At 69.1% G+C, this 16,750-nt stretch carries 14 protein-coding genes and 2 pseudogenes; 6 read left to right on the top strand and 10 right to left on the bottom strand.

Features of this window, described 5'->3' with window-relative positions; all coding sequences use genetic code 11:
- Window positions 1–301: 301 nt before the first annotated feature.
- From NAMU_RS12635 to NAMU_RS31415, 6 genes are all read right to left on the bottom strand, one after another.
- Entirely contained in the window at window positions 302–1,144 is an 843-nt protein-coding gene (locus tag NAMU_RS12635) for a TniQ family protein (RefSeq protein WP_015747787.1), read from the bottom strand.
- Complete coding sequence (locus NAMU_RS27390; RefSeq protein ID WP_138180144.1) at window positions 1,141–1,809, bottom strand: TniB family NTP-binding protein; 669 nt, start codon at window positions 1,807–1,809, stop codon at window positions 1,141–1,143. The genes NAMU_RS12635 and NAMU_RS27390 overlap by 4 nt, the downstream gene beginning before the upstream one ends.
- A complete protein-coding gene (locus NAMU_RS12625; protein WP_015747786.1) occupies window positions 1,800–4,289 on the bottom strand; it encodes a Mu transposase C-terminal domain-containing protein in 2,490 nt (829 codons plus the stop codon). The genes NAMU_RS27390 and NAMU_RS12625 overlap by 10 nt, the downstream gene beginning before the upstream one ends.
- Window positions 4,282–4,728: a TnsA-like heteromeric transposase endonuclease subunit gene (locus NAMU_RS12620; RefSeq protein WP_217180843.1), complete on the bottom strand. Its 447-nt coding sequence runs from the start codon at window positions 4,726–4,728 to the stop codon at window positions 4,282–4,284. The genes NAMU_RS12625 and NAMU_RS12620 overlap by 8 nt, the downstream gene beginning before the upstream one ends.
- Before the next feature lie 838 nt (window positions 4,729–5,566).
- Window positions 5,567–5,809 (bottom strand): hypothetical protein, encoded by a 243-nt coding sequence (locus tag NAMU_RS12615; protein WP_015747785.1) that lies wholly within the window; start codon window positions 5,807–5,809, stop codon window positions 5,567–5,569.
- The gene (locus NAMU_RS31415) at window positions 5,806–5,931 is read right to left on the bottom strand and encodes a hypothetical protein (RefSeq protein ID WP_281023802.1); all 126 of its coding nucleotides are present in this window, start codon (window positions 5,929–5,931) and stop codon (window positions 5,806–5,808) included. Before NAMU_RS31415 ends, NAMU_RS12615 begins: the two co-directional genes overlap by 4 nt.
- Window positions 5,932–6,291: 360 nt before the next feature.
- Here NAMU_RS31415 and NAMU_RS29255 point away from each other — a divergent pair, with 360 nt between their 5' ends.
- A complete protein-coding gene (locus tag NAMU_RS29255; RefSeq protein ID WP_138180142.1) occupies window positions 6,292–6,456 on the top strand; it encodes an ester cyclase in 165 nt (54 codons plus the stop codon).
- Window positions 6,457–6,468: 12 nt separating this feature from the next.
- A pseudogene (locus tag NAMU_RS28295) lies at window positions 6,469–6,690 on the top strand (ester cyclase); the annotation flags it as partial.
- 506 nt (window positions 6,691–7,196) lie between these two features.
- On the opposite strand, the gene NAMU_RS12610 reads toward NAMU_RS28295, so the two are convergent.
- Both NAMU_RS12610 and NAMU_RS31780 read right to left on the bottom strand, forming a co-directional pair.
- Window positions 7,197–7,544 carry a DUF5615 family PIN-like protein gene (locus NAMU_RS12610; protein WP_052307922.1) on the bottom strand — a complete coding sequence of 116 codons (348 nt, stop codon included), beginning with the start codon at window positions 7,542–7,544 and terminating at the stop codon, window positions 7,197–7,199.
- A 95-nt stretch (window positions 7,545–7,639) separates the two neighbouring features.
- Window positions 7,640–7,765: pseudogene (locus NAMU_RS31780) on the bottom strand (DUF433 domain-containing protein); the annotation flags it as partial.
- A gap of 309 nt (window positions 7,766–8,074) precedes the next feature.
- On the opposite strand from NAMU_RS31780, the gene NAMU_RS12605 reads away from it, so the two are divergent.
- Entirely contained in the window at window positions 8,075–8,899 is an 825-nt protein-coding gene (locus tag NAMU_RS12605) for a tetratricopeptide repeat protein (RefSeq protein WP_015747783.1), read from the top strand.
- Between the two features lie 322 nt (window positions 8,900–9,221).
- On the opposite strand, the gene NAMU_RS12600 is transcribed toward NAMU_RS12605, so the two are convergent.
- Window positions 9,222–10,484 (bottom strand): IS701 family transposase, encoded by a 1,263-nt coding sequence (locus NAMU_RS12600; protein WP_041368580.1) that lies wholly within the window; start codon window positions 10,482–10,484, stop codon window positions 9,222–9,224.
- A gap of 111 nt (window positions 10,485–10,595) precedes the next feature.
- Between NAMU_RS12600 and NAMU_RS12595 the strand changes: the two genes are divergently transcribed.
- Together NAMU_RS12595 and NAMU_RS12590 are read left to right on the top strand one after the other, a co-directional pair.
- Window positions 10,596–11,696: an IS630 family transposase gene (locus NAMU_RS12595; protein ID WP_015747782.1), complete on the top strand. Its 1,101-nt coding sequence runs from the start codon at window positions 10,596–10,598 to the stop codon at window positions 11,694–11,696.
- A 63-nt stretch (window positions 11,697–11,759) separates the two neighbouring features.
- Entirely contained in the window at window positions 11,760–13,022 is a 1,263-nt protein-coding gene (locus NAMU_RS12590; RefSeq protein ID WP_041368580.1) for an IS701 family transposase, read from the top strand.
- Window positions 13,023–13,368: 346 nt separating this feature from the next.
- Here the strand turns inward: NAMU_RS12590 and NAMU_RS12585 are convergent, their stop codons facing one another.
- A complete protein-coding gene (locus NAMU_RS12585; protein ID WP_138180140.1) occupies window positions 13,369–13,995 on the bottom strand; it encodes a hypothetical protein in 627 nt (208 codons plus the stop codon).
- A 464-nt stretch (window positions 13,996–14,459) separates the two neighbouring features.
- Here NAMU_RS12585 and NAMU_RS12575 point away from each other — a divergent pair, with 464 nt between their 5' ends.
- A complete protein-coding gene (locus NAMU_RS12575) occupies window positions 14,460–16,598 on the top strand; it encodes a hypothetical protein (RefSeq protein ID WP_015747781.1) in 2,139 nt (712 codons plus the stop codon).
- Window positions 16,599–16,750: the final 152 nt, after the last annotated feature.

Here is a 16,750-nt window from a genome sequence, read left to right as displayed (position 1 = left end):
GTGTGTCTCCTTGGCGGCCGACTTGAGGAACGACCTTCAAGTAGTAGACGCTGCAGCCTTTTGGTCAACTCACGCTTCTTGAACCGGTACCGGCACTCGGCGCTGATTGACGTGTCGTCCACGATGGCGGACTTGCCGCGCTGCCTACAGTGCCCACTCGCAGAAAACTACTGGCGCCGCGAGCGACCGGAACCCACGAAGGCTACGACATCCCCACCGCTGGCCCGTGCAGCCGCCCGGCACGAGACGGCTGTCGACAACGGCCACCCCTGACGTGAAGAAGGCGACCGGTTCAGCCGAATCACGCCGAGCCCAGTCGGATGGTCGACCCGTACTCCTCGAGGCGAAGTGCCCGGCTGATGCCCTCCGCCGAGCTCACCGCGCAGGACGAGTTGGCAAGAGACCAGACCAGAGCGGTGACTTCGGGCAGCATGGACCAGTGGTGGGTGTGCGTGCGAACGAACTCATCGTTCGGATGTGCCGCCGTGAACATCATGCGTTGGCGGAACAACCAGCGTTGCGCGAGAAGCCGATGCCAGCGGGTGCCCCGCCAGTCGTCGGTCAGGTAGTGGTGGATCCCTCGATAGTCGCCGCTGACGATCCGGTCGCCGTGGCGGCGACGAAGACGGTGCAGACGGTTGACCGCGGCCTGGACCTCGGACGCCTGGTCTAGGGCGATGTCCTCGCCGGCGACCAGCCACTCGTGGTGCCGTCGGCAGGTCAGGTCCAGCGGGTTCGAGCCGGGCAATAGGGACAGGCCGCCGGCGCGTAGCTCACACCCGGGGCAGCTGCGCAGGAAGTTCCGTCCGGGTCGTTGGATCCGCACTGCGGGTTCCCCGGTTTGGTCGGTAGCCGGGAGGGTGGGCAGGGCCCGGATGATCTGGTCGACCGGCCGGCCGAGGTAGGCGACCAGCCTGGTCAGCGCCGCCCCGTTGAGCGTGACGCGGGCCTGCGGGATGAGTTCCGCTCGTTGGCCGCCGCGGACGGTGCCGAGTAGCCACAGGAACGACCAGGGTGGGCAGCGGTTCGCCTCGGCGAGGCGGATCAGGAACGAACCGGTTCGTTCCCGGTGCCTTGGTCTCACCCGGAACGGAAGCAGCTGCGGCACGACATTGTGCGGGCGGACCCGCCGGTCCCCACTCATGCGGCGCCGCCGGCGGCGGGTGCCTTGGCGGGTCGGTCTTTTCGGCTCTGGGCGGCGGTGGTGGCTGCCGCGTGGTCGAGGGGGACGGCGTCCAGGCCGGTCTTGGTAATGTGTTCAGTGCCGTCCAGAATCGCGGTGATCGCCGCGGACCGGACCACCATCGACAGCGACGAGATCGACCCGGCGGTCCGCCCGTACAAGTGCCCGGCGAGTCGGGTGACCGCACCGGGACGGTGCCGGTGCAGGCGCAGCAGCTTGTCGAACCCGTCGACTAGCCGGGTCCACTGCTCCCGATCCGCCTTGCTGGTGTACGCGAAGGGTTGGGTGTGGATCGGCACGAACCGGCCGGCGAGCTGCCGGCCGCGGACGTTGCTGAACAGGCCGGTGCGGGCGGCGTCGACACCGGCATGGACGAAGGTGGCGGCGACGTTCTCGGCCAGGTACTTGAGGTGGTCGCTGGCGTCCGCGCCTGCCCGGGTATGGTGGTTCAGGTTGTGGATCTCGTCGACCAGGATCAGCCGGGTGCCCAGATCGGCCAGCAGGTGGCAGGCCTGCCGGGTCAGTTCGATCTGCGAGGCCCGGGCCAGCCAGGGGGCGCCGAGGAACTTGAGGATCTCGATGCTCAACGACTTCGGGGTGGCCCGCGGCGGCATCGTCAGATACACGACCGGTGCGCCGTCGTCCGGGTTGGGGCGGGTGCGCCGGGGCCAGCTCGACGGCCCGGCCCAGCTGGGTGATCGCGGTGGACTTGCCGGTGGTGGGAGCCCCGCTGACCAGTAGCCCGCGGCGGGCACCGGGCTGGCGGTGGTTCAGCAGCAGCAGGCTTCGTCCGGTGGAGACGATCTTGTGCAGGTCCGGTGTCTGCAATGCCAGCAGTTCGGCGTGATAGCCGATCCGTTCCTCTGCATCGGCGGTTCGGTCGCCGGGGTCCAGGCTGGCCCGGTCCGCGGGCAGCGGCGTGGGAGTGCTGATGGTGCGGTGCACGAACGCTCGCCACCCGGTCAGGCTGGTCAGCGGGCCGACCGGCGGCGCCGTCACCGCAGACCCCAGTCGCCGGCGGCCGGGTCGAACATTCCGAACCCGGCCAGCACACGGTCCCCGCCGTTGTCGCTTTCCTCGCTGAGGGTGGCCGCCGCGTCAGTGTCCGGGTGCTCGCCGGCCATCCTCTGGTCGGGCCGGTCGTCGTCTGCAATCTCGGCGCCCTCCGACGATGTGGATATTGACGACCGCGGGGACGTGTTCGTCTCCTGCGCCACGATCCGCCGGTCCGCCGGTGATTGGCCGGTCCGGTCCGGGTTCCTGAGCAACTCGGCGACCCGGCGGGCGATGTAGTCGTCCCGGACAGGTTCGCCGGCGGCGACGCTGCGCGCCCGGACGTTTTCGTAGATCGTCGCGCTGAACGGTTGCCGGACCAGGTCCCGGTGCACCCAGGTAGCGTGATCCACCCGGCGCTGTGGTGGTTCCGGATCCAGATCTGGGTGATGTCGTACGGGTCGTGGTGCAGTTCCCACCGGCCGTTCTGCGCGGTGACCCCGGAATCGGCCCGCCGGTAGGGGTTCAGCTCGGCGCTGTCGTAGACCCGGTTGTGCAGGGTGACGCCCTCCTCGTTGATCCGCCGCCACTCGCCCGGCAGCAGCTCGACATAGTCCGCGGTAGACCGTGGGATCGGGACGTAGCCGCTGCGGGCGACCATCGCTGCGTAGGCCTCGTTCGGGGACACCGGCCGGTTCTCACCCCACACCGTCGTGAGTGATTCGTGCGGGCGGTTCTGCCAGACCGCGACTACCCACTCGTCGAACAGGTCCTGCAGCTGCGCCAAGGTGAACACCGCCTCGGCTGCCGGGTCCTTCCCACGCATGGCTACGCTGGACCCCACATACCCGTGGATGTGCCGGCAGAACAGGGTGTTGATCGATCCGAATGTTCTTTCCACCGTGGCCTTGTCGGTGGGCGTGTAGGGGCGGGCCGGCTGCACCGAGATCCCCAGATGGCGGCAGGCCCGCCGGAATGTCTCCGCCATGTACACCGAGCCGCGGTCGCAGACCAGGGTGTCGGGCAGGATCACCGGCAGCGCCTGGGCCAGTTCGAACCGGGCGTCGATGCCCACCAGCCGGTCGAACGGCAGCACCGACTGCGCCAGCAGCAGCGTCTCTGGCCATCCCGGCCGCAGCGGTTGCGGGACCAGCAGGCGGGCCAGCACGGCGACCGCGTCGACCGCCTTCGTGGACGGTGCGATCACCCCGGTCAGGATGCTGCGGGTGGCGACGTCGACCGCCATGGTCAGCTCCGCTCGTCGGGCGACGCCGTCGGGGTACCGGCACAGGATGTCGATCGTGTTCGTGTCGATCTGCACCTGCTCCCCCGGCCGCACCAGCACCGACGCGGTGAACGGCCGGTCCGGCCGGTTGTCGCGGGTGCGTCGGGTCGTCGCCGCACCGAAGGTGTGCCGGCCTCGGTCCAGCGCTGCCGCCAACCGGTACAACTCCCGATCGCTCGGAATCATCAGCCCGTCGCCGTGTTCGGCGGTCAGCGCGGCCCGCACCCGGGTGAACGTCGTCTTGCGGGAGACCGTCGACTGCGCCGCCTGCCCGGTCATCGCCTCCGCCAACGCGGTCAGCACCCGTCCGTCCGCGGCGGCCAGCGGGTCACGACCGGCCAACCGATCCCGCACCCGCCGCTCCACCAGTCCGATCGCGCCGTCGGCGCGGTACGCGACGCGCAGCCGGTGCAACTGCCGGACGCTCACGGCCAGATCCGTCCCCTTCAACTCGGCGACCTTCGCGTGGACCCGCTCGTTCACCGTCGTGGTGCGCAGGTCGTAGCGGTCGTCGCGGATCGGATCCTCGTCGCCGGGCAGCACCCCGGTGTCGACCTGCCCGATGTGGCGCTCCAGCCGCCGGACCCGGTCACGCTCACCCTGATCGAGACCGTCCAACAGCGAATCCGGTGGGACCGGAACCGGCGCGGGCTCGTCCAGCACCTCGAACCCGTCGGACGCCACCAGATGCGTCACCAGTACCGCGGTCACCTGCCCGGACTGGCCCTGCAACGTCACCCCGGAGCCGGTCACCGCGACCACCGTCCAGGTCCGCTCCTGGAAGACGAGCCGCTGTCCGAGGGCGATCGTCGGCCCGCGGTCAGCCACAGTCCTGCCAGATCGTCGTGTGATCGGTCAATGGACGGTCCAGGTCGCAGACCAGGCGGCCCGTCCACAGCAGGTGGAACAGGGTCGGCAGCACCCTCATCGGGTCGCCGACCGCCGCGGCGGTCGGCAGCAGCGGCGCCGGGTCCGCGGTGGCCTCGAGTAGCAACCCGAGGGTGCGCTCGTCCGCCACGTAGGGCCGGCGGTACCCGGCCAACCAGGTCAGATTCGCCGCCAGCACCGGGTCCGGCTCCGCCGCCAACCGGTACTCCCAGCCCACCTCGTCGCAGACGGCGCTGGTCAGGGCCGCGACCCGGAGGAACTTCTCGTCGGCCCGCTCGACCGGTCGGCAGTCGACCACCAGGCCCCTGCCGTCGGTGAACCGCACGAACAGGTCCGGGACGTGCCGCTCGCGGCGCAACCCGTCGGCCCACGACAGCACGAACGGCTGCGCTGATCCCGACCACCCGCGGCGACCGGTCGAAGACCATCAGATGGTGCCGCTCCAGCCACGACTCGTACACGACATGGCCTCGCGTCGTCGCCGACCACCACCAGCCTGGCAGGTTCCGCTGGCCCCGGAAGCCGGGAATTCGCCGGGCCGGCGCGGACAACTCGAAGGCGACGTTTCCGGCGTCGGCCAGCGTCACCGCGGTCCGGCGCCCGCCCGGTGGTACGTGGGCGAGCGCGACATCCGACGGCAAAGCCGACGGCGATGGCTCGAGATGGTCGGCGGGCCGCGGCGACCCTGGTCGGGTGATGATCACGAGCCGCACCCTGCACCACGACACCGACAGTGGCCCGCAGAGCGGTGCCATCGCAGCCGGCGCCGGTGCCATGTTGGTGCCAAGAACCTGGCACAGGTGCCATTTTCCCTGGCACGGGACAGGTATCGGGCGGTGGGCGGAATCTTGCGGAGGATCGCCCTGATTAGGGGGTAGTCACCTTCACCCGGTGTTCGGCTACCACTGATAATCGCTCATTATCCGAGGCAGCCCGTGGCGGGTGATCACGCACCGGATGACCGAATCACGCGCCCAGGACTGCCAGACACCCTGATGGCTGCGGCAGAGGGTCACCACCGCGGTGATTGATTCAGGCTGGGCGTCCTCGTCCGCCGAGCGGTCAGTGACGTCGGCGGCGTGCCCGCCGACGGTGGCTCGACCAGAGCGACAGCGCCGTGGTGACCCGAAAGCGGCCATCACTCTGCGCCCGACGAGCGCTACTCCGCTGGCCTCGGGCGATCGGATCGCGCAACCCGAGCACTCCCCGGCGTCGGGTTACGCGAGTGCGGCGTTGCCGCAGTCCGGGCACTGCGGGTCGAAGCCGGCATGCTTGTGCAACCGGGACCGGCGAAGCCAGCCGCAGGCGCGGCGCTCGGTCCCGACCTGTTTGATCCATCCCACGGGCTCGCCGTCACCGTCGGGGTCCAGCGCAACGGCGGCGAGCACCACCTCGACCAGGGGGCGTTGATAGCACCAGGCCCGGGTGTAGGTGAACGGCTGATCCTCCGGAGTGGTCACCAGCGGAGGTTGGCACCCAGCATCCGCAGGATGTCGACGTGGAACCGCCTGGTCGAGTGCACCCGCCATCCGCCCTCGATCCGCTGGGTCGGGCCCAGGACCGGCACCGCTGCAGTCGTCACCTCGGACACTCGGCCGGCCTCCTCCCCCGCTGCTTAACCCGCCTTCCCGACCGGACACCACCAGGTCGAGTATCGCTGGTGACCGCCGTCGCTGGGACCGGGCTCACGCACCGGGATGACCGAATCGGGCGCCCGAGCCTGTCGACGGCCAGAGCCCTGCTGGCGCGATTCACCAGCCCGCCCCCGGGGGCGATCCACCGAACGCGAGTCGCACGGACTGGACACATATCACGGCAGGGCGGCGCGGAGTCGTCGGACGGCTTCCCTTTCCGCTGGATCAGCGGCAGGCTCAGACCCGTGGTCCGGCGACGAACCGATCGACGCGCCGGACGGGTCCGTGGCCGAAAGGGTGGTGCTGTCATGTCGGAACTGGAAACGGCTGTCCGCCGGGTCTTTCAGCGGGTCTGGAATGAGGCGGACATCGAGGCGGCCGCCGACTTCCTGGCCCCCGAGTTCATCAGCCACAACTCGTTCGAGGTTAGCATCGTCGGCCCCCTGGACTACGGCCGGGCCGTCCTGCAGTAGCGGGAAGCGTTCCCGGACCTGGTCACCACGCTGGCCGACGTCTTCGCAGCCGGAGATCGGTTGGCCGTGCGCGGCATCGACCAAGCCACCCATCGCGGGGAGTTCATGGGACGACCGCCCAGCGGTCGGATGGTGACGACCACCTGGATTGAGATCTTCCGCATCCAGGACGGCAAGGCGGTGGAGGGTTGGCTGGAGACGAACGTGCAGCACCTGCTCGATCAACTGACCTGACTCTGGTCGTACTGGGTCGGACGGTGCCGAACCTGCTCGCGAACCGGCCGGCTCACCGTGACCCGGCGGGGGCCGCAGCACAGCTCGACGTGCGGCCCGAGCCGCACCAGAGTGCTGGTTGCGGGTCGGCGGCCACGGGATGACCGCGGCGTCCCGTCGGGCCACATCGCCGACGTGCCGGCGCGGGTGGCCGGGCCCGCCGGAAAGACTGTCGCGGTCGGTGCATCAGGCCCGGGCCAGGGTCCGTTGCCGGGCTCACGATGCCGGTGGGGATGTCCCGACGCGGATCTGCCAGGGCTCGGTCGCTCTCATCCCTGTTGATTCCGGCCCGGCGCTCTCGATCCGGCGCGTCGCACCGGCCATGTCTGATGGTCGTCGGCCTGAGTCCGGGTCAGCCCCCCTCGAAAGTTGTGGCGTCTGTTGCGCCAACCGACCGCCGTGACAATCGCGGGGGTGATGCCGCCATTTGTCCGGGCGACCGGCGACGGCCGATGTGCGCGCCCGCCTCAGGTGGAGGGTGGCTCGCTGCCCGGCGGGCCGGGGTCACGCCGCTGATGGATCACCAACGTGTGCGGTCCCAGCTCAACGAAGTCGGCTTCACCGAAGGAATCGACGATTGTGTGGAGGTTGTCCTGGAACAGTGCCAGCAGTTCGGTGTCGGTGATGTTGCCGGTCGCGACGACCAGCAGCCGGCGCGGTGATCCCGACAGCAGGTGACCGTCCCGGAAGTCTCGGTCCTTGGTCACCACGACCCGGGACTCACCGTCGGCGATCCGGGTGATCCGCGTGTCGGTCGTGCGGTTGCCCGTCGGCAGTGCGGAGGTGTGCACGGCGTCATGGCCGGCCTGCTGCAGGAACCCGGCGCGTCGAGCAGGAAGCTGGGCGTCGACGAGGAACTTCGCGCAGCGCCGCGCGGAACCACCCGGCCGCCGCCGGCCGTGAGTGCCCCGAACTCCAGGGGGGCCAGCAGATCATCTCGCTCGAGGTCGGGATAATCCTGCAGTACGTCATCAATCGACATGCCCGACGACAGCAACTCCAGCAGGCTTTCGACCGGATACCGTAGCCCGCGCACCGTCGGCTCGAACGGTTCCTCCCGGCCGGTGACACGGGTGCCCCAACCCGCCCAACCGCCAGCGGCCTAGCACCCGCCGGTCGTCGTCGGACATGAACCGGCAGGCATGATCGTGCGGCTACCTGCCAGGATCCCGGCTGCCGCCACTAGGCCTGCCTCCCCAGCGCGTGCCTCGGCGCGTTCGGCCGGCGACGCCGGGCGCAGACCATCACCCATACATTCGTCATGCTCGGGCCAGTCCCACACCGCGGCCGAGCGCAGGTCGGCCACCGATGAGCCGGGGTTGGTCGTCGACCCGAGAGGAGCCGAGTGACCGGGGAGAGCCTGGACGTCCTGGCCGGCGAGCTGGACCGCGTCCTGGCCGAGCGGCCGGTGGATCCGGTGGCCGCGGCCGCGGTTTTGGAACGTGCGGTCGCCGCCTGCCGCTCGGATCCGGCGGCCGCGGACCGGTGGCACGAGCCGGAGCTGTTGGATGAGCTCGTCGACGTCTACGAGCAGCTGGGTCGCACCGACGACGCGCACGCGGCGATGCGGTCGGCGATCGCCGCGGGCTGTCGGGGACGCCCGGACGGCCGTTGCCGGATCGCCGAGCTGCTGATGCGCGCCGGCCGCGTCGCCGAGGCGACACCGCTGTGGAATCAGGTGAAGGCGGAAACCCCCGACGATGTGTGGCTGTACAACAACGCCGGCCTGGAATACGCCGCCCTCGGCGATGACGCCGCTGCGCTGATGTGGCTGACCGACGGCCTCGAGCTTGCCCTGGCCACCGGCGATCCGGAACGCCTGGTCGACCAGCTGCTGGACTTGCGTGGCGGCGTGCTGTCCCGTCTCGGCCGGTCCGCCGACCGGATGCAGACCCGAGCCCGGCAGTTCCTGGACCAGCCCACCCCGGCCCGCCACCGATCGAGCGCTCCCCCACCCCGCCGATCCGCGGCGCGGGACTCAACGATGCCCGGGCCGCCCGCGGCGTCCCCGTTCCGACGGCCCCGCATCCCGACCGAACGGCCGGACAGGGAACCGCCCGGATCGACGACGCCGGACGAAGCCACGCCCGGCGGCCCGTGCGGACACTCGCGCTGGCCTGGTTCCCGGTCGACGAGTACCCGGACGCTCTGCGTCGCTGGCCCGAGCTGACCGCCGAGGGCGCGGCGAAGGGTGCGGTCGACCACACCGCCTACAACCTGGCCCTGGAGCGCGCCCTGCGCCGGTATGCGGACAATGGCCTGACCCCGTTGGCGATCTCCCCGATCCGCATCCCGGACTTCCTCCGGAAGTGTCACCATCACTTTCAATCCCTGCCATACCGACAGCCAAACCGCTCGGACGGTAGTCTCGTCGCGAGGTCATGGAGAACTAGTAGTACTTTGTTAAGTTGGGTACTGAGCGTGGCATGTGGGGCAGACTCCGATCCAGTACGCGAGGAACCGCTGGAGTCTGTCCAGCAGGGCGTAGAGGGTCAGGCCTGCCCAGATGCTTTTGGGTTGGTCATTCGGAGCCGGGTCAGGAACACGTGCGCGGCGGTGACCAGGGTGGCGTGGTGGTGCCAGCCGGTCCAGCTTCGGCCTTCGAAATGGTCAAGGCCCACACCGGTTTTCAGTTCGCGGTAGTCGTGCTCGATCCGCCAGCGGATCTTGGCCAGACGGACCATGGTGGAGATCGGGGTGTCGGCGGGCAGGCTGGCGAGCCAGTAGTCGGTGGGCTCGGGCGCGCCCGCCGGCCATTCCGCGATGAGCCACTGTTCGGGCAGGGTGCCGTCGTCTGCGCGGGGGATGTCTCGGTTGGCCGGTCGGATCCGTAGAGCGGTGAACTCCGACCGCATCGCGGCGGTGCGGTTGGTCGGACCGGTCCTGGTTCCGCGCCGCCAGGTGACTTTGCGGCGGGCGCTGCGGCCAGCAGCCATGATCAGGTCCTTGCAGTTGCTGGGCGGGTCCGGGTAGGACGGTCCGGGTGGCCGGCCCCGCCCGGGCGTGCGGGCAGGGGTGACCGGTACGGCGTCGGCGGGATGGGCGCTGGTGGTGCCCTTGATCGCGAGGACGTAGTCCAGGTCCCGCTCGGTCAGGGCAAGCCGGAACGCGGTGGTGTCCCCGTAGCCGGCGTCCGCGACCACCACCGGGGGGCGGTGGCCCAGGGCCAGCAGGTCGTCGATCATCTCCAGCGCGAGCTGCCACTTCGGGCGGTGGTGCTGGGTGTCCGGGATCTGGCATCGACGCCGCCGGCGCCGCACCTCGGCGGCTGACTCTTCGGTCGATGCGGACCTATCGTCCCAGCTCACGGGCATGAACAGGCGCCAGTCCAGGGGCGCGGACGCCTTGTCGGTGACCGCGTGCACGCTGACCGCGACCTGGCAGTTCCCGATCTTGCCCAGGGTCCCCGAGTACTGCCGGGCCACGCACGCCGACTCGGTGCCCTCCTTGGCCTGACCGGTGTCGTCGACCACCCACGCCTGCGGCTCGATGGCCTGGATCGCCAGCCGGGCCAGCGTCCTGCGCACGGGAACCACGTCCCACGGCGAGTTCGTGATGAACTGCTGCAACCGCTGGTGGTCCACTCCCAGCCGCGCCGCCATCGGCTGCATCGACTTGCGTCGACCGTCCAGCATCAGCCCCCGCAGATACACCCCGGCGGTGGCCCGCTGATCCGATCGCAACAACGACGAGAACACCTGCCCGGCAAAGGCGTCCAGTTCCTCACCCACAGCAGCGAAACCAGCAGCATCCACACCCCAATTCTCTCCGAAAACCGGTGCAGCACAACGTAGACACGCCGACCTAACAAAGTACTACTAGTGTGGTGAGTCAGAAAAAGGCAAGCAAATTCGGTAGACTACGGTATGCCGCATCCCGGTCGCCCGAAGGCTGCCCTCGAGCTCGCTGATGATGAGCGAGAAGCGTTGACGAGGTGGGCCCGTCGACCCACCTCGTCGCAGCAGCTGGCGTTGCGTTCTCGCATCGTGTTGGTCTGCGCGGACGGGCACACGAACACCGCGGTCGCCGAGCAGCTGGGCATCAACAAGGTGACCGTGGGCAAGTGGCGGGCCCGGTTCGTGCGGCACCGGCTGGAGGGGCTGACGGACGAGCCGCGTCCGGGCGCGCCGCGCACGGTGATCGACGACGCGGTGGAGCGGGTGATCGTTAAAACCCTGGAGTCCAAGCCGGTCGACGCGACCCACTGGTCGACGCGGTCGATGGCCGCGGCCACCGGGATGAGCCAGACGGCGATCTCGCGGATCTGGCGGGCGTTCGGGCTCAAACCGCACCGGCAGGAGAGCTTCAAGCTGTCCACGGACCCTCAATTCGTGGAGAAGGTCCGCGACGTCGTCGGCCTGTACCTGAACCCGCCGGAGCAGGCGCTGGTGTTCTGCGTGGATGAGAAGACCCAAGTGCAGGCCCTGGACCGATCCCAGCCGGTCATCCCGATGATGCCCGGCACCCCGGAACGCCTCACCCACGACTACATCCGGGCCGGCACGCTGGACCTGTTCGCCGCCCTCGAGGTTGCCGGCCCCACCGCCGGGCGGGTGATCACTCAACTGCACCCGCAGCATCGCGCGATCGAGTTCCGTAAGTTCCTGGTCGCGATCGATAAGGCGGTCCCGGCCGGCTACGACGTCCACCTGGTCGTGGACAACCTGTCCACCCACAAGACCGCGGCGATCCACAAGTGGCTCCTGGCGCACCCCCGATTCCACCTGCACTTCACCCCGACCGGGTCGTCCTGGCTCAACCTGGTCGAACGCTGGTTCGCCGAAATCACCATGAAACTGATCCGCCGCGGAGTCCACTGCAGCGTCAAAGACCTCGCCAAGGACATCACCAACTGGGCCGAGAACTGGAACTCCGACCCCAAGCCCTACGTCTGGACCAAGACCGCAGACGACATCCTCGACACCCTCGCCGCATATTGTCAGCGAATCAATGACTCAGCACACTAGTAGTACTTTGTTAGGTCGGCGTGTCTACGTTGTGCTGCACCGGTTTTCGGAGAGAATTGGGGTGTGGATGCTGCTGGTTTCGCTGCTGTGGGTGAGGAACTGGACGCCTTTGCCGGGCAGGTGTTCTCGTCGTTGTTGCGATCGGATCAGCGGGCCACCGCCGGGGTGTATCTGCGGGGGCTGATGCTGGACGGTCGACGCAAGTCGATGCAGCCGATGGCGGCGCGGCTGGGAGTGGACCACCAGCGGTTGCAGCAGTTCATCACGAACTCGCCGTGGGACGTGGTTCCCGTGCGCAGGACGCTGGCCCGGCTGGCGATCCAGGCCATCGAGCCGCAGGCGTGGGTGGTCGACGACACCGGTCAGGCCAAGGAGGGCACCGAGTCGGCGTGCGTGGCCCGGCAGTACTCGGGGACCCTGGGCAAGATCGGGAACTGCCAGGTCGCGGTCAGCGTGCACGCGGTCACCGACAAGGCGTCCGCGCCCCTGGACTGGCGCCTGTTCATGCCCGTGAGCTGGGACGATAGGTCCGCATCGACCGAAGAGTCAGCCGCCGAGGTGCGGCGCCGGCGGCGTCGATGCCAGATCCCGGACACCCAGCACCACCGCCCGAAGTGGCAGCTCGCGCTGGAGATGATCGACGACCTGCTGGCCCTGGGCCACCGCCCCCCGGTGGTGGTCGCGGACGCCGGCTACGGGGACACCACCGCGTTCCGGCTTGCCCTGACCGAGCGGGACCTGGACTACGTCCTCGCGATCAAGGGCACCACCAGCGCCCATCCCGCCGACGCCGTACCGGTCACCCCTGCCCGCACGCCCGGGCGGGGCCGGCCACCCGGACCGTCCTACCCGGACCCGCCCAGCAACTGCAAGGACCTGATCATGGCTGCTGGCCGCAGCGCCCGCCGCAAAGTCACCTGGCGGCGCGGAACCAGGACCGGTCCGACCAACCGCACCGCCGCGATGCGGTCGGAGTTCACCGCTCTACGGATCCGACCGGCCAACCGAGACATCCCCCGCGCAGACGACGGCACCCTGCCCGAACAGTGGCTCATCGCGGAATGGCCGGCGGGCGCGCCCGAGCCCACCGACTACTGGCTCGCCAGCCTGCCCGCCGACACCCCGATCTCCACCATGGTCCGTCTGGCCAAGATCCGCTGGCGGATCGAGCACGACTACCGCGAACTGAAAACCGGTGTGGGCCTTGACCATTTCGAAGGCCGAAGCTGGACCGGCTGGCACCACCACGCCACCCTGGTCACCGCCGCGCACGTGTTCCTGACCCGGCTCCGAATGACCAACCCAAAAGCATCTGGGCAGGCCTGACCCTCTACGCCCTGCTGGACAGACTCCAGCGGTTCCTCGCGTACTGGATCGGAGTCTGCCCCACATGCCACGCTCAGTACCCAACTTAACAAAGTACTACTAGGGCCGAAGGCCAGAACGCGGAGCCTGGCCCATCGTGGGCCAACAGACCGGCCTACAGCCCGGGCCGGACCACGTTCTTCCAGACGTTTCACCAGGTCAAGAACGTCGCGACACCGGGCGATTGGTCCGGTGGACGGGTTCAAGTCCCCCCTCGGACACGCACGTTCTCACACACCCCCGGCGTGACCTGGGCCTTTACTGTTCTGGACCCAGGGTGGTAGATCAGCTGGAGCTGCATCGAGCTCTAGATCTCGAGCAGCTCACCGGGCGTCGCCCTGGCTAACATCGGGGCGATTCCACCGAAGAAGTTGACCTCGTCCTGGATCTGCTGACCAGACGCGCGCTTCGCGCTGGTGGGTGTGCGCAGCCGAGACTGCAGTTCGTTGCGCTCGGCCGTTCGAGCCGCGATCGGGGGTGCGATCATCATGGGGTCGATCCCAGCCTCGATCGAGGCAACCAGGTTGGCGATCTTCACTTCAACGTCGCGGATGCGTCGGCGTAGCTCGGCGGCGGTGGCCGCAGCCCCTCCTTCATCGTCCTGGCTGGCGGCCAAGGACGCCGGATCGTGGTTCTGAGAGTTCTGCATACCCTGCGGATCCCGCGTTGTCCTGTGAATCCTGCGCACGACGAAATCATCGGCCTCGTCGACCCCGTTGATTCGCCACCTGATCCGCATGATGCAGTCGACCAGCGCAACCACCTGCTCGACCGGCCCTTCCGCTTCCCGCCCCATGGCCGCGGCCTCCGGCCCCTCCTGACCTGGGACAAGGGCATCGCATGTTTGATGGGCTCGGATTTCTTCAGCGACGCCACCCACCAGCCGACCCGGCAATGGCAACAGGCCGAGACTGAAGGGCTGATCATCCGCCACCGGTTCGACCCGAACGCGGTCCTCGAGGTTGCAGGTGGTCGGCGGTGGGCGTCACCAGGGCCCGACATCCCGCCGTTGACGAGGAACCACGCCAGCACCGCCAGATCGCACGGCCTTAAAACGTTCTGAAGTGATCGAGATGAACACCTTGTCACCGGTGCACTCATTCGACCCGGGCCTGAGGTGGGCTTCAAGGCGCTGAATCTCATGGCATCATCTCTACCTCCAGGTCACCAGCGACGACGCCGACTACCTGGCCACCCGACATCCGGCCGGCAGCGCCCTGTAAAGGTCCACTCGGCCGTCGGACTGATGGCCGACGACCTGACGGCGATTCGCGCGCTGACCGGCCTCGGCTTGCACCACGGTCCCACCCCGGCGCAGCTACGCCGCCGCCGGCAGCTGACCGGATCCCCGCGTATCCCTGGCCGCCGGTGATACCGGCGTCCGCGCATGGGACAAGCGTGGAATCCGAGCAGAGCGGACCGGTCGCGACCATCACCAGGCCGGCGGCCCGGAAGGCGAAGTCGAAGCTGATCATCGCCTTGACCCCGTACCTGGTGCCGATCCTGATCTTGGCGATGATCGCCGCCGGCATCGGGGCGGTCGTCTTCATCGCGACCATCTCTGCCGTCGGCAGCCACGCCGGAGCCGAGTCCCAAGGCGAACAGGCAGCCGTCGCCGATGGGCTGCCGGCGCATCGGGCCGCGAGCATCCGCGCGGTCGCCGCGTCCCAGGGCATTCCCTGGCAGATCCTTGGAGCCCTCTACGCGGTGTCTGACCAGCAGGCCGCGACCACCGACCCGGCCAACGCGCCGATCACCGGGACCACCCCGGCAGACGCCAAGACCTACGCCCAGCAGCTCCTGGACCGAAGCAGCGGCGACGACCCGACCGTCACCCTCCAGCAGGACGCCACCCGGGAGGGTCTGCGGGCCACCGCGGCGGGGGAACCCACGGTAAACTCCTGCGGTGAGCCGATGGTGCTCTCCCCGATCCTGCTCGGCGCACTGGCCGGCCTCACGACGGCCAGGTGGAAGATCACCATCGACGACTTCGGGTTCCCCGGCGACCGCGAGTACTGCGAGACCGGCAGCTTCCAGCACCCGAAGGGCAATGCGGTCGACCTGCAAGGTCTGCTGAACCGGCAGACCGGGCAGGCATCCAGCCCCGGCCTCGATTTCGTCGGTGCGGACGCGCAGATCGCCAGCGACTTCGCCACCGACTTCCTGGCCGCGCTCCCCCGCCAAGGCGACGGCAGCCATGTGCACGGCGGCATCGGCCAGAAGCAGTGCGGTGTCAACCCAGTCTTCCCACCCGACAGCAGCCTGGTCTACACGTTCGCCGACAGCTGCGACCACCTGCACGTCGACGTCCGTAACCGCACCGATCTGATGGAAAGCGCGCTCACCACCACCGGTTCCACTCCGCCGGCGACCGACCCATTGACCGCGACATCCACGCGATCGAGCGCACCCACCGGCGCGACGAGCGGCCACACAACACTCGACGTCCACCCCGATGCCCCGACAGGGGCGGCCACGTCCACCGACGCTGCCGGCTCCGAGCAGGCCCTGGGCGCACTGTTGGCCGCGGACATGGCCGCCACCATCGGTCCGGGCCGGATCAGCACGCTGGTCGACGGCGCGGTGAAGGCCAACGGCGGTCCGACGGTCCTGGCGTTCCCCGCACGGATGCAAGACCTTGTGCAGGAACAACGGTCCGCCTGGGTCGCGGCCATCGGCCGGCTGCCGATCGCCGGCAACTCGGATTCCTTCGCCGGCGCCGTCTACGACATCGCGTTGCGATGGTCGTTGATCCCTCGAGCGGCCTGCGCCACCACCGCATCGACTGGATCCGCCGGCATCGTCGGCGGTGGGCTGTCATCGGCGATGATCCCCGAGCCGATGCGCTCCGAGACGATCCGGGCCGGCCAGGCCTACGACGTGCCACCGTCAGTGGTCGCCGCGCTCTACCTGACCGAGAACAACGGCTTCAGCTTCGCCAACCAGTACTACGACAACGGCCGGAACCTATCCGCGTTCCGGCTCAGCACCAGCAGCCCGCAATGGAAACTGGCCACCTACGGCAGCACCGGACTGTGGCCAGCGGGCGGCACGTTCCGCGGCCCATTCCAGTTCGGGCCCATCTGGGAGCGAACCTACCGCTCCCCCGAGCACCCGAACGTCCTGCTGTTCGCCGACGCCGTCTTCGGCGCCGCCCACTACATGGCCGACCTCGGCGCCAAGGACAACCCTGACGACGACGCGATCGACCAAGCCGCGCAAGGCTACAACGGGCAGATCAGCTGGTCACCCGGCGGGTCATCGATCCGGAACCCCGATCCGGGCCGGTTCAGTGTCGTCAAGCAGCTCTACGGCTTCCAGGCTGTCCGTAGTCGCCGCCGCCCAGACCGTCGCCGGCGCCGGCGGGGCCGCGATCGCCTCGCCCGTCGCGACAGCCATGACCGCGGCCGCCGGCCAGGCCCTGCGCAACCGCGTTCACCAGTACCGCAAGAACATCGCGGCGACAACCAGCGGCGGGAACGAGCCTCCCCGGGGTCCGCCGACGTCTTCGACCGGGCAACCACCAACTCTCAGTGATCAAGCCGCTGAGGCCCGCCCGAACGGACGCAGATGGAGCGACGACGACCAAGAGGTCACTGGTGAGGTCATTGGGCAGCCTGACCCTGCCGCCAATCATTTTGCCGGTCCGCCATCGCCGCGACCGCGACGCCTGGCTGACGCCGCCAGCC

The sequence above is a fragment of the Nakamurella multipartita DSM 44233 genome, from assembly GCF_000024365.1.
In the GTDB taxonomy this organism is placed as follows: domain Bacteria; phylum Actinomycetota; class Actinomycetes; order Mycobacteriales; family Nakamurellaceae; genus Nakamurella; species Nakamurella multipartita.
This window is presented reverse-complemented; position numbering and strand designations above follow the sequence as displayed.

Excerpts from the sequence above, each read along its gene's own strand:
- NAMU_RS12635 (WP_015747787.1), bottom strand. The coding sequence starts at position 1,144 with ATGAGTGGGGACCGGCGGGTCCGCCCGCACAATGTCGTGCCGCAGCTG.
- NAMU_RS29255 (WP_138180142.1), top strand. The coding sequence starts at position 6,292 with ATGTCGGAACTGGAAACGGCTGTCCGCCGGGTCTTTCAGCGGGTCTGG.
- NAMU_RS12595 (WP_015747782.1), top strand. The coding sequence starts at position 10,596 with ATGCCGCATCCCGGTCGCCCGAAGGCTGCCCTCGAGCTCGCTGATGAT.